The sequence below is a fragment of the Klebsiella sp. GW_Kp182 genome, from assembly GCF_040062275.1.
In the GTDB taxonomy this organism is placed as follows: domain Bacteria; phylum Pseudomonadota; class Gammaproteobacteria; order Enterobacterales; family Enterobacteriaceae; genus Klebsiella; species Klebsiella michiganensis.
In genome coordinates this window covers 191104-204328 of record NZ_JBEAFQ010000005.1, presented here as the reverse complement: position 1 = coordinate 204328, position 13225 = coordinate 191104, and the positions used below count along the sequence as shown (strand labels likewise).

The 13225-nt window shown below is 57.8% G+C and carries 9 protein-coding genes; 3 read left to right on the top strand and 6 right to left on the bottom strand.

The genetic code is table 11. The annotated features are described in order from the left end of the window. Nucleotides 1-21 precede the first annotated feature (21 nt). A complete protein-coding gene (gene surA / locus ABLU88_RS07545) occupies nucleotides 22-1308 on the bottom strand; it encodes a peptidylprolyl isomerase SurA (protein ID WP_004098530.1) in 1287 nt (428 codons plus the stop codon). Nucleotides 1309-1361: 53 nt separating this feature from the next. After that, nucleotides 1362-3704: an LPS assembly protein LptD gene (gene lptD / locus ABLU88_RS07540; RefSeq protein ID WP_014227893.1), complete on the bottom strand. Its 2343-nt coding sequence runs from the start codon at nucleotides 3702-3704 to the stop codon at nucleotides 1362-1364. Nucleotides 3705-3948: 244 nt separating this feature from the next. Here lptD and djlA point away from each other — a divergent pair, with 244 nt between their 5' ends. Further along, nucleotides 3949-4776 carry a co-chaperone DjlA gene (gene djlA, locus ABLU88_RS07535; RefSeq protein ID WP_185219617.1) on the top strand — a complete coding sequence of 276 codons (828 nt, stop codon included), beginning with the start codon at nucleotides 3949-3951 and terminating at the stop codon, nucleotides 4774-4776. A 30-nt stretch (nucleotides 4777-4806) separates the two neighbouring features. Here djlA and ABLU88_RS07530 read toward each other — a convergent pair whose 3' ends face one another. Together ABLU88_RS07530 and ABLU88_RS07525 are read right to left on the bottom strand one after the other, a co-directional pair. Further along, nucleotides 4807-5505, bottom strand: a complete 699-nt coding sequence (locus tag ABLU88_RS07530) for a response regulator (RefSeq protein WP_025106473.1) — start codon at nucleotides 5503-5505, stop codon at nucleotides 4807-4809. Next, complete coding sequence (locus ABLU88_RS07525; protein ID WP_154935909.1) at nucleotides 5495-7120, bottom strand: sensor histidine kinase; 1626 nt, start codon at nucleotides 7118-7120, stop codon at nucleotides 5495-5497. The genes ABLU88_RS07530 and ABLU88_RS07525 overlap by 11 nt, the downstream gene beginning before the upstream one ends. Nucleotides 7121-7442: 322 nt before the next feature. Between ABLU88_RS07525 and ABLU88_RS07520 the strand changes: the two genes are divergently transcribed. Together ABLU88_RS07520 and citX are read left to right on the top strand one after the other, a co-directional pair. Then, nucleotides 7443-8798 (top strand): 2-hydroxycarboxylate transporter family protein, encoded by a 1356-nt coding sequence (locus ABLU88_RS07520; RefSeq protein WP_348836270.1) that lies wholly within the window; start codon nucleotides 7443-7445, stop codon nucleotides 8796-8798. A gap of 168 nt (nucleotides 8799-8966) precedes the next feature. Beyond that, complete coding sequence (gene citX, locus ABLU88_RS07515; protein ID WP_004098536.1) at nucleotides 8967-9506, top strand: citrate lyase holo-[acyl-carrier protein] synthase; 540 nt, start codon at nucleotides 8967-8969, stop codon at nucleotides 9504-9506. Nucleotides 9507-9587: 81 nt separating this feature from the next. Here the strand turns inward: citX and rluA are convergent, their stop codons facing one another. Beyond that, nucleotides 9588-10247, bottom strand: a complete 660-nt coding sequence (gene rluA, locus ABLU88_RS07510) for a bifunctional tRNA pseudouridine(32) synthase/23S rRNA pseudouridine(746) synthase RluA (protein ID WP_004098537.1) — start codon at nucleotides 10245-10247, stop codon at nucleotides 9588-9590. 12 nt (nucleotides 10248-10259) lie between these two features. Further along, nucleotides 10260-13166 (bottom strand): RNA polymerase-associated protein RapA, encoded by a 2907-nt coding sequence (rapA, locus tag ABLU88_RS07505; protein ID WP_025106476.1) that lies wholly within the window; start codon nucleotides 13164-13166, stop codon nucleotides 10260-10262. Between the last annotated feature and the right edge of the window lie 59 nt (nucleotides 13167-13225).

The window sequence follows — 13225 nt, the reverse complement described above, 5'->3', positions numbered from 1 at the left end:
TTGTGTATGAGGCTAATGCAATTAGTTGCTCAGAACCTTCACGTAGGCGCTGGCGCGCTGTTCCTGCATCCAGGTCGCCGCTTCTTCAGAGAACTTACGGTTCATCAGCATGCGGTAAGCGCGATCTTTCTGCGCGGCGTCGGTTCTGTCGACGTTGCGGGTATCCAGCAGCTCAATCAGGTGCCAGCCGAAGGAGGAGTGAACCGGAGCGCTGGTCTGGCCTTTATTGAGGCGCAGAATGGCGTCGCGGAAGGCCGGATCGAAGATATCCGGCGTCGCCCAGCCTAAATCACCGCCCTGGTTGGCAGAGCCCGGATCTTCAGAGAACTCTTTTGCCGCTTTGGCAAAGGTGGTTTTTCCACTCTTAATATCCGCCGCGATCTGCTCCAGCTTCGCCCGAGCCTGATCGTCGTTCATGATCGGCGACGGTTTCAGCAGGATATGGCGAGCGTGAACTTCGGTCACGGAGATGTTCTGGCTGCCGCCGCGCATATCGTTAATTTTCAGGATATGGAAGCCCACGCCGGAACGTATCGGGCCGACGATATCGCCTTTTTTCGCGGTGCTCAGCGCCTGGGCGAAGATGCCCGGCAGTTCCTGAATCCGGCCCCAGCCCATCTGGCCGCCTTTCAGCGCCTGCTGGTCGGCAGAGTAGGTGATAGCCAGTTTGCCAAAGTCCGCGCCGCTGCGCGCCTGCTGAACCACTGAATTGGCCTGATCCTGAGCCTCTGCCACCTGCTCGGACGTTGGGTTTTCCGGCAGCGGGATCAGAATGTGGCTGAGATTCAGCTCGGTGCTGGCGTCGTTCTGATCGCCAATCTGTTTGGCCAGGGTTTCAACTTCCTGCGGCAGAACGGTAATACGACGACGGACTTCGTTGTTACGTACTTCCGAAATCAGCATCTCTTTACGAATCTGATTACGGTAGGTGCTGTAGTTGATACCGTCATAGGCCAGACGGCTGCGCATCTGATCCATGGTCATGTTGTTTTGTTTGGCGATGTTGGCGATGGCCTGGTCGAGCTGATCGTCTGAGATCTTCACGCCCATTTTCTGGCCCATCTGCAGGACAATCTGGTCCATGATCAGACGCTCAAGGATCTGATGACGCAGGGTGGCGTCATCCGGCAGCTGCTGCCCGGCCTGGCCGGCGTTCAGTTTTACCGATTGCATCAAGCCATCGACGTCGCTTTCAAGAACAACGCCATTATTGACGACAGCCGCTACTTTATCGACAACCTGTGGGGCAGCGAAACTGGTATTCGCGATCATGGCGATACCGAGAAGCAGCGTTTTCCAGTTCTTCATACTTTTTCCATTTCAATTAACCGCAATTGCGGATTACGTGTAAACCAGCCACATCACAGGGAGCTCTGGTACGGTAAAATGTTCGAACGCAGCATCTGCTGGGTGCCGAGACCGTAGTTGGAGCTCAGGCCGCGCAGCTCAATGTTAAAGCCGAAGGTGTTGTCGTATTTGCTTTCGCTGCTGCTGTTATCCCAGCCGTTGATCTTACGTTCATAGCCGACGCGGATAGCGTAGCAGCAGGAGCTATACTGAACCCCTAACATCTGGTTCGCTGACTTTCTGGTATTCGTGTCGTAGTAATACGCGCCGACGACTGCCCAACGATCGACGATTGGCCAGCTGGCGGTCATCCCCACCTGCGAGATACCATCTTTGTACTGCTTAGCGGTGGAATAAGACGGCAGGGTCGCCTGAATGTATTCCGGGCTCGCATAACGATAGTTAAGTTGTACTAAACGGTTTTCGTCGCGACGGTATTCCACGGTTCCGCTGCCGGTTGCGACGTTATCCAGACGCGTATCGTACTGAATTCCCCCGCGTAAACCCCAGTCATCGGCGATGCGCCAGTAGGTATCGCCAGCCCATACCAGTGAACCTCGCGTGTCGTTGTTCTCCCAGTTGATGTTGTCGTCACCGGTACGTGCCTCGGTGAAATAGTAGATTTGACCAACGGAAATATTAAAACGTTCAACGGCGGCGGCATCATAAACGCGAGATGTGACGCCGGTGGAGACCTGGTTGGCGGAAGCGATACGGTCGAGGCCGCTATAGGTACGGTCGCGGAACAGGCCGCTGTAGTCCGACTGCAGCAGGGTTGAGTCGTAGCTGCCGATCTTGCTCTGGTCACGATAGGGGATATACAGATACTGCATCCGCGGTTCAAGCGTCTGGGTATAGTTCTCCTGCATATCGCGCTCGAAAACCATTTTACCATCGACTTTAAACTGCGGCATGACGCGGTTAACGGAGTCTTTGTAATCGGTACCGTTGGCCGCGTTGTAGTCATCAAGGTTGCTTTGCTGGTAATGGGTTGCCAGCAGTTTTGCCTCAGTGTTGATGCTTCCCCAGCCGTTAGACAGCGGCAGATTGATGGTTGGCTCGAAGTGAACGCGCGTTGCTTCCGGCATTCTGCTGTTCGAGTTAACAAAATGCACCGCCTGGCCATAAAGATGGGTATCAAACGGGCCGACATCGTTCTGGTAGTAGTTCACGTCCAGCTGCGGCTCGGCGGAATAGGCGTTGCTTGAGTCGCGGTTAAAGACCTGGAACTGCTTGGTCGATACGGTGGCGTCAAAGTTCTGATTCGCGTAGCCGGCGCTGAGCTTCTGCGTCGCGTAGCCATCGGTACTGGAACCGTATTTAGAGCTGAAGTCGTTAAAGTAGTCCGGGTCGCTGACTTTGGTGTAGTCGGCGTTGAAGCGCCACACCTGGTCTACGACGCCAGAATGGTTCCAGTAGAACAGCCATCGGCGGCTATTGCTGTCGCCAGAGTGATCGTCCTGGTAAATTTTATCCGAAGGCAGGTAGTCGAACTCGATTAAGCCGGTTCCTGCTTTGGTCAGATAGCGGAATTCGTTCTCCCACATGACGCCGCCGCGCTTGCTCATATAGTGCGGCGTCAGCGTGGCGTCGAAGTTCGGGGCGATGTTCCAGTAGTAAGGAAGATAGAACTCGACGCCGTTTTTGGTGCTGTATTTGGCGTTGGGGATCAGGAAACCCGAACGACGCTTGTCGCCCACCGGCAGCTGCAGGTAGGGACTATAAAAAATCGGTACGGAACCGAGCTTGAAGCGGGCGTTCCAGATCTCAGCGACCTGTTCTTCGCGGTCGTGGATGACTTCACTGCCGACCACGCTCCAGGTGTCAGAGCCCGGCAGACAGGAGGTAAAGCTGCCGTTTTCTAAGATGGTATAGCGGTTTTCACCGCGCTGTTTCATCAGGTCAGCGGTACCGCGCCCCTGACGGCCAACCATTTGGTAATCGCCCTGCCAGACGTTGGTATCTTTGGTGTTCAGATTCGACCAGGCTTTCGGCCCTTTGAGGATCACCTGATTGTCATCATAGTGAACGTTGCCGAGGGCGTCGACCGTGCGCACCGGCTGCGGCTGGCCCGCGGCCTGCTGCTGGTGAAGCTGCACTTCATCGGCCTGCAGTCGGCTGTTCCCCTGATTGATATCAACGTTGCCGGTAAATACGGCGTTATCAGGATAGTTGCCTTTCGCATGATCGGCATCGATCGTCACCGGCAGGTCGTTGGGTTTCCCTTCAACCAAAGGACGATTGTAGCTTGGTACGCCAAGCATACACTGCGTGGCGAGATCGGCAGCGAGGCCCTGTTGGCTATACAAGGCGCTGGCAATCATGGTGGCCAGGAGGCTGGGAATACGTTTTTTCATACGTTGTATTTGTTGTTCCGTCATCGTGTGGCAGCGGCTTGCAAACGGTCAGAGCCTAACGTACTCGTCTAAATCGCGCTAGTGTTAATCCTGCCCGTTTCGAGCCCGAGCGTTAGGCACCGTGTAGAATGACGAGTATGATAAAGCAAATTATAGGCTATGTCCCACAATTGACCGAGGCGTAAACGCTTTGTAACGTGCGGTCAGATATAGCTTAACTGGCGGCAGAGAGATTGGGGAGTCTATGCAGTATTTGGGTAAAATAATTGGCGTTGCGGTTGCGTTGATGATGGGCGGCGGCTTTTGGGGCGTGGTGCTGGGCTTCTTAATCGGGCATATGTTTGACCGCGCGCGCAGCCGCCGGCTGAACGTCTTTGCCAATCAGCAGGAGCGCCAGTCGCTGTTTTTCTCGACGACGTTTGAAGTGATGGGGCATCTGACCAAATCGAAAGGGCGCGTTACCGAAGCCGATATTCAGGTCGCCAATTTGCTGATGGATCGCATGAACCTGCACGGCGAAGCGCGTACCGCGGCCCAGCACGCCTTTCGCGTAGGGAAATCAGATGATTACCCGCTGCGGGAGAAAATGCGCCAGCTGCGCAGCGTCTGCTTTGGGCGTTTTGATTTAATTCGGATGTTTCTGGAAATTCAGCTGCAGGCGGCTTTCGCCGACGGCGAACTGCATCCCAACGAACGTGACGTGCTGTTTGTGATTGCCGACGAGCTGGGCATCTCCCGCGCTCAGTTCGAACAGTTCCTGCGCATGATGCAGGGCGGGGCGCAGTTTGGCGGCGGTTCGCAGCAGCAATCTTACGGCCAGCGCGGCGGCAGCGCCGGCTGGCAGCAGGCGCAGCGCGGGCCAACCCTTGAAGATGCCTGCAATGTGCTGGGCGTCAAAGCGACCGACGATGCCGCCACCGTCAAGCGCGCCTATCGTAAGCTGATGAGCGAGCACCATCCGGATAAGCTGGTGGCGAAAGGGCTACCGCCGGAAATGATGGAGATGGCTAAGCAGAAAGCGCAGGAGATCCAGAAAGCCTGGGAGCTGATTAAAGAGCAGCGCGGCTTCTAAACGACCGGCCTCTCCCGGGCGGGAGAGGCGTCACGATGCGCCGGCGGCGCGGCGGTACATACGCCGCGGATGGCCAATCTTGCCGTACAGCATTTCCACCTCCAGAAAGCCGATTTCCACGCAGTGCTCCAGATAGCGACGGGCCGTGGTTTTGCTTAAGCCAGCCTCGCTCACCACGTCATCAACCGAAAAGCAGCGCTCTTCTTCGCCGGTAAACAGGCTCTGTACCAGCGCCAGCGTTTTTTCTTCAATGCCTTTACTGCCGCTATCGGCTCGGTAGTTTTTAGCCTGAAGCTGATACAGCGAATCCACGTTCTGCTGGTCGACGATCTTCCATTCGCGCTGCTGATCGTAGAACTGCACGAACCGTTCAAGGGACTGGCTCAGGCGCTTCCATGATACCGGCTTAAGAATGTAGTCGAAGGCGCCGTTGCGGATTGCCTGGCTACAGGTTTCCATATCGCTGGCGGCGGTGATAAAGATCACCGAGCAGTTAGCATGGGCCATAATAGGGTCGTTCATCAGGGTGACCCCTTTGCCGTCCGGCAGGTAGTTATCCAGCAGCACCAGCTGCGGCGGTCTGGCGTTGAGTATCTGCCGCGCCTGGGCGAGAGAGGCCGCCGTGCCGGTCAGCCGCATGCGCGGGTGTTTCTGGATAAGCTCGGCGTGCAGTCGCGCCAGTTCGCTTTCATCTTCAACGATCAGGACATCGACCAGGTCATGATGCATAGTGCGTCTCTTCTTGCGGATGGGCTGGCCCGCTGGCGGGAATAAACAGCGTGAAAATCGCCCCGCGCGGCGCGTTGTCGGCCACTTCAATCGTGCCGCCAGCCTGGGTGACATAGCGCTCAATAAGATACAGTCCAATACCGTGATCGCCGCGGGTTTTGGTGGTGACGCCGCGCTCAAATATATGCTCGCGGATCTCCGGACGAATACCGACGCCGCGATCGGCGACTTCAATCATTAATTCCCGGGCGTTGAGCTGAATCAGGATCTCGACCGGTTCGTGCGGCAGTTCGGCGCGCTGGGTGGCTTCAATGGCGTTATCCAGCAGATTACCGATGATAGAGATAAGCTCGGACTCCATTAACGACGGCAGCGGGCGGTCGATGCGGCAGGCCGGGTCAAAGCTCAGCTCAACCCCTTTTTCCCGCGCGCGGGCGGCTTTACCCAGCAGCAGGCCGCACAGCGTCGGCGAATTAAAGTGCGATGAAATAAAGTCCAGCAGCTCCTGGGCATGCTCCGACTGTGCCTGAATATAGCGAATCGCCTCATCATAGTGGCCCATATGCAGCAGGCCGGAGAGGGTCGTCATCCGGTTGAGCTGTTCATGGCGCATGATGCGCAGATTATCAACGTAGCGTTTTACCTGGCTGAGCTGGGCGCTCAGGGAGTTGATTTCATCGCGGTCGCGGAAGGTGATCACCCAGCCCTGTAGCGAATTCTCCAGCATGATTCGCACCCGGCTGGCGAGTACCGTCAGCTGATTAAAACGGCACAGCTCGTCGTGGGTATCGCTTTCGAACATCTCTCCGCCGGCGAAAAACGGCTGCGGCGTAATGACGCTATCGATAGACTTACCGCGCAGCTGGTGCGCGGGCTGGCTCAGTCCGAGCAGGCTGCGGGCGGCGTGGTTTATCACTTCAATACGCCGGTGATGGTCAATCACAATCACCCCTTCGTATATCGACTCCATCATCGCTTTTTGCTGACGCACCAGCAGGCCGATTTCGCGCGGCTCCAGCGAGAAAATTTGTTTCTTAATGCTGCGGGTGAAGTACCAGGAGAAGATAAACAGCGCGATAAGCAGCAGCACCGCGGCGATGAAGATATTGATGACTTTTGCCAGCGTAATGCTGTCGAGATAGCTGGTGAGATAGCCGACGGAGACAATGCCAACGACCCGACCCGCGTCATCGAAAATGGGCGCTTTGCTGCGCAGGGAAATACCGAGTCCCCCTTTGCGGATGGTGGTCGTGCTTTTCCCCTCAAGTACCGGCTGGTTATCGCCGCCAACCAGCCGCGTGCCGACCCACTCCGGATGGACAGAGTGAAACAGATGCACGCCCCGCTTATCGCCAATGACAATAAAACTGGCGTCGCTGTGGGCGGCGATATTTTGCATAAAGGGCTTTATCGCCAGCGCGTCTTCACGCGCCACCTGCTGACGTAAATCCGGCATCAGCGCGATTTCTTCTGCCTGTATTTTCGCGCGGGCGCTCATTTCCTGATAAAGCTGATGGCTGGCGTCGAAATAGTAATACACGCCCAGCAGCGCAAACAGCACTGAGAAAAAAGCGACCAGCGAAATGAACAGCTTAAACTGAAATGAAACCTTCATAAGTATAATGCACAGTATCAGGGATACGGCAGCGTATCATTTTTTCGCTGCCGGCATCGTGGCTGAGGGAAACCGGTGAACGTCACAAGAGCGTCCGCGAACCACAATTATCCGCTGGCGGGGAATTTATCAAGGTTAATCAGGCGCTGGATTTAAAAACCTTAAAAACCACGGCAATAAATCAGAGCGGTTTCACAATAATAATAGAAACCATAAAAACCATAGTGACCATTAAAACTTCTTTTTTAATCTGCCGATCCTCACATTAACTCCGCGCGTGGCCCTCTAACCTGAAAAGTAATAATAACCAGAGGGCTTAATTATGAGCACCACAGACAATGCATTCTCTGCAACCATCGACCCTATTAATACGCCGAAACCCGCGCTGAAGCAGCGCTGGTGGCATATCCTCGATAACTGGAAAGTCGGTATTATCCCGCTGCCGCTCTTTTTGCTGGCCGGCGGCCTGATCGCGCTGGACTGCCTGGGCGGCAAGCTGCCGAGCGATATCGTTGTGATGGTAGCGACGCTGGCCTTTTTCGGCTTTGCCTGCGGCGAATTCGGTAAACGGCTGCCGGTACTCGGCAAGCTCGGCGCGGCGGCCATCTGCGCGACCTTTATCCCTTCTGCGCTGGTGCATTACGGCCTGTTGCCGGAGGTGGTGGTGGAATCGACCACCAAATTCTACAAGTCGACCAACATTCTTTATCTTTATATCTGCTGCATTATCGTCGGCAGCATCATGAGCATGAACCGCACCACGCTGATTCAGGGCTTTCTGCGGATTTTCTTCCCGATGCTGTGCGGTGAAATCGTCGGCATGGTGGTCGGCGTCGGCGTCGGTACCGCGCTGGGGCTGGAGCCGTTTCAGGTGTTTTTCTTTATCGTCCTGCCGATCATGGCCGGTGGCGTCGGCGAGGGGGCGATCCCGCTGTCGATTGGCTACGCCGCGCTGATGCATATGGATCAGGGCGTGGCGCTTGGGCGCGTGCTGCCGATGGTGATGCTGGGCAGCCTGACGGCGATCGTTATCTCCGGCTGTTTGAACCAACTGGGCAAGCGTTTCCCGCATTTGACCGGGGAGGGGCAACTGATGCCGAACCGCCGCAACGAGGCGCATCGCGAAACGCCCGCCGAGGGCAAAATGGACGTGACGACGCTGGCCTCCGGCGCGCTGCTGGCGGTGCTGCTCTATATGCTGGGTATGCTGGGGCAGAAGACCATCGGCCTGCCCGCGCCGGTGGGCATGCTGTTCCTCGCGGTGCTGCTGAAGCTGGTGAACGGCGTCTCTCCGCGCCTGCAGGAGGGGTCGCAGATGGTGTATAAGTTCTTCCGCACGGCGGTCACCTATCCGATTCTGTTTGCCGTCGGCGTGGCGATCACCCCATGGCAGGAGCTGGTCAACGCCTTTACCGTGACCAATTTGCTGGTGATTATCAGCACCGTAACGGCGCTGGTGGCGACCGGTTTCCTGGTCGGCAAAAAGATTGGCATGCACCCGATTGACGTGGCGATTGTCTCCTGCTGCCAGAGCGGTCAGGGCGGTACCGGCGACGTGGCGATTCTGACCTCCGGCAACCGCATGAACCTGATGCCGTTCGCGCAGATCGCAACCCGGATCGGCGGCGCGATTAATGTTTCGCTGGGTCTGCTGTTCCTCAGTCACTTTCTGGCCTGATTTAACTTTTTTATAACCGCTAAGTCTGCTTTTTCGTGCTAAATGGCGCAGAAAATATCTGCGCCCCGTCTCCAAAACAGGGATCGTTTAGCGATACAATCAGCGCCATTATTCGCGACTGCGACGGCAGCCTGTCCGCTGCCTTTTATTAAGTGAGGAGAGAAACAAATGTCAGTGGATACTCTCGCCCGTGAGGGCGTAAGCATGGAAGCGCTGCTGGCGGCGAAAGAGCAGCGCGCCGCGCGCCAGGCCGACTGGTTAGCCCATTATCAGCGGCCGGTGATTTCGCTGACCCTGGTGACGCCGGGCGCGGTGAAAGACAGCATTCGCTACCGTAATATGATGGGGGTGGCGCTGCAGGCCTGCGATCAGATGCTGTGGAAACACCGCTGGCAGACGCTGGATCGCCAGGTGCTGTGGCTGCCGACCGGGCCGGAAGCGCTGTGGTGCGTCGATCACGCCGCCAGTGAAATCAAAGCCTTCTGTACCGACCTCGAGCATACCCATCCGCTGGGCCGCCTGTGGGATATTGACGTCATTTGCCCGAAAAATGGCCTGGTTGGCCGTCAGTCAATGGGGGAGAACCAGCGCCGCTGCCTGCTGTGCGACGAGCCCGCGCACGCCTGCGCGCGCAGCCGCCGTCATGACACCGGGCAGGTTGTGGCCCGCGTTGAGCAGATGATTGATGCGTGGTTTGCTCGCGACTGACGCCCGTTTTCCGCGGCATTGATGAGCGAGGAGTAGCCCGGGTGAGCCGCTGGCGGCACGACCCGGGACAGAGAGGTACGGTCAGAAGTCGATCGGCGCGCGAAACGTCATCGTATTACCGAAAGCGGGGTGGGTGATGGTCAGCGTTTCGGCGTGCAGCAGCAGACGCGGCGCCATGGCCAGCGCTTCCGGCGACGCATAAAAGCGGTCGCCAAGAATCGGATGGCCCAGCGCCAGCATATGCACGCGCAGCTGATGCGAACGCCCGGTAATCGGCTTCAGGCGCACGCGGGCGGTGTTGTCCGCCGCCAACTCCAGCACTTCATACTCGGTTTGCGCCGCTTTGCCGGTTTCGTAACACACCTTCTGCTTTGGCCGGTTCGGCCAGTCGCAAATCAGCGGTAAATCCACCAGACCCTCGGTTTTCTCCGGATGCCCCCAGACGCGGGCGACGTACTGCTTTTTCGGCTCCCGTTCGCGGAACTGCCGCTTCAGCTCGCGCTCTGCCGCTTTGGTCAGGGCCACCACAATCACGCCGCTGGTCGCCATATCCAGCCGGTGCACCGACTCGGCCTGCGGGAAGTCGCGCTGAACGCGCGCCATCACGCTGTCTTTGTGCTCGGCAAGCCGGCCCGGCACGGACAACAGGCCGCTTGGCTTGTTGACCACCATAATGTGCTCATCCTGGTAGAGGATAACCAGCCAGGGATCCTGCGGCGGATTGTAGTTTTCCATCGCCATATTCGCGTTCCGTTACTGGTGGGTGACCACGATTAAGCGCAGCGCATCCAGGCGCCAGCCCGCCTGCGCCAGCGCGTCCATAACCTGCTGACGGTTGCTCTCGATAGCCGCCAGTTCATCATCGCGGATGTTCGGGTTCACGGCGCGCAGCGCTTCAAGGCGCGACAACTCGGCCGTCAGCTTATCGTCGGCTTCTTTACGCGCGGCGTCGATCAGCGCCTGGGCCGCTTTGGCTACCTGGCCTTCGCCCTGCTGTAAAATCGCGTGGACGTCCTGCTGGACGGCGTTGACCAGCTTGCTGCCGGTGTGGCGGTTAACCGCGCTCAGCTGACGGTTGAAGCTTTCGAACTCCACCTGACCGGCGAGGTTGTTGCCGTTTTTGTCGAGCAGCATGCGCACCGGCGTCGGCGGCAGGAAGCGGTTGAGCTGCAGATGCTTCGGCGCCTGCGCTTCAACGACGTAAATCAGCTCCAGCAGCAGAGTACCTACCGGCAGCGCTTTATTCTTCAGCAGCGAAATGGTGCTGCTGCCGGTATCGCCGGAGAGGATCAGATCCAGACCGTTGATAATCAGCGGATGCTCCCAGGTGATGAACTGCGCGTCTTCGCGGGACAGGGCGACGTCACGCTCAAAGGTAATGGTGCAGCCATCTTCCGGCAGGCCCGGGAAATCCGGGACCAGCATATGGTCGGAGGGGGTCAGGACAATCAGATTCTCGCCGCGATCGTCCTGGTTGATGCCGACGATATCAAACAGGTTCATGGAGAAGGCGATCAGGCTGGTGTCGTCATCCTGTTCTTCAATGCTTTCCGCAAGCTGCTGGGCTTTTTCTCCGCCGTTAGAGTGGATCTCCAGCAGACGGTCGCGGCCCTGTTCCAGCTGCGCTTTCAGCGCTTCATGCTGCTGGCGGCAGGCTTTGATCAGGTCGTCGAAGCCGTCGGTATTTTCCGGCGTGGCAAGATAGTTGATCAGTTCGTTATGCACGCTGTCGTAGACGGTACGGCCGGTCGGGCAGGTGTGCTCGAACGCGTCCAGGCCTTCGTGATACCAGCGCACCAGCACCGACTGGGCGGTTCTTTCCAGATAGGGAACGTGGATCTGAATATCGTGAGCCTGGCCGATACGGTCAAGACGGCCGATACGCTGCTCCAGCAGATCCGGGTTGAACGGCAGGTCGAACATCACCAGATTGCTGGCGAACTGGAAGTTGCGGCCTTCAGAGCCGATCTCAGAACACAGCAGCACCTGAGCGCCGGTATCTTCCTCGGCGAACCAGGCGGCGGCGCGGTCGCGTTCGATAATCGACATCCCTTCGTGGAACACCGCGGCGCGGATGCCTTCGCGCTCGCGCAGGACCTGCTCCAGCTGCAGCGCGGTGGCCGCTTTGGCGCAGATGACCAGCACTTTCTGCGAGCGGTGGCTGGTGAGATGGCCCATCAGCCATTCAACGCGCGGATCGAAGTTCCACCAGGTGCCGGTATCGCCTTCAAATTCCTGATAAATTTGCTCCGGATAGAGCATGTCGCGGGCGCGCTCTTCGGCGGTTTTGCGGGCGCCCATAATGCCGGAAACCTTAATGGCCGTCTGGTACTGGGTCGGCAGCGGCAGACGAATCGTATGCAGCTCGCGTTTCGGGAAACCTTTGACGCCGTTACGGGTGTTGCGGAACAGCACGCGGCTGGTGCCGTGGCGGTCCATCAGCATCGACACCAGCTCCTGACGAGCGGCCTGGGCATCATCGCGATCGCTGTTGGCGGCCTGCAATAATGGTTCAATATCCTGTTCGCCGATCAGATCGCTCAGCGCGTTCAGATCGGCGTCGCTCAGCTTATTACCGGCCAGCAGCAGGGCGACCGCGTCGGCAACCGGACGGTAGTTCTGCTGCTCTTCAACAAACTGGGCGAAGTCGTGGAAACGGTTGGGGTCGAGCAGGCGCAGGCGGGCGAAGTGGCTCTCCATTCCCAGCTGCTCCGGCGTCGCGGTGAGCAGCAGAATGCCCGGCACGCATTCGGCCAGCTGTTCAATCGCCTGATATTCCCGGCTCGGGGCGTCTTCGCTCCAGACCAGGTGGTGCGCTTCATCAACGACCATCAGATCCCATTCGGCTTCGCACAGGTGTTCCAGGCGCTGCTTGCTGCGGCGCACGAAATCCAGCGAACAGATCACCAGCTGTTCGGTTTCGAACGGGTTAATCGCGTCGTGCTGCGCTTCGGCATAGCGCTCATCGTCAAACAGCGAGAAGCGCAGGTTAAAGCGGCGCAGCATTTCCACCAGCCACTGGTGCTGCAGGGTTTCCGGGACGACGATCAGGACGCGTTCCGCGGCGCCGGAGAGCAGTTGCTGATGCAGGATCATCCCGGCTTCAATGGTTTTACCTAAACCTACTTCATCCGCCAGCAGGACGCGCGGCGCGTGGCGGCGGCCAACGTCGTGGGCGATATTCAGCTGATGCGGGATCAGGCTGGTGCGCTGGCCGCGCAGGCCGCTCCACGGCATGCGGTACTGTTCGCTCTGGAATTTACGCGCTCGATAGCGCAGGGCGAAACGATCCATACGGTCGATCTGTCCGGCGAACAGACGGTCCTGCGGTTTGCTGAAGACCAGCTTGCTGTCGAGGAGCACTTCACGCAGGGTAACGTTGGCTTCCTGGGTATCGAGGCGGGTGCCGGTGTAGGCCAGCAGACCGTTCTCTTCATTAACTTCGTCAACCTGGAGTTGCCAGCCTTCGTGGCTGGTGATGGTATCGCCCGGGTTAAACATCACGCGGGTGATTGGGGAGTCGTTGCGTGCGTACAGACGGTTTTCGCCGATGGCGGGGAAAAGCAGGGTCACCATGCGCGCGTCCAGCGCAACGACCGTCCCTAATCCCAGTTCGCTCTCTGTGTCGCTAATCCAGCGTTGACCAAGTGTAAAAGGCATATATGTTCGGCTCTTTAGTTCTTTGATTGCAGGCAATAGTTGAGCATCTCCATGGAGAA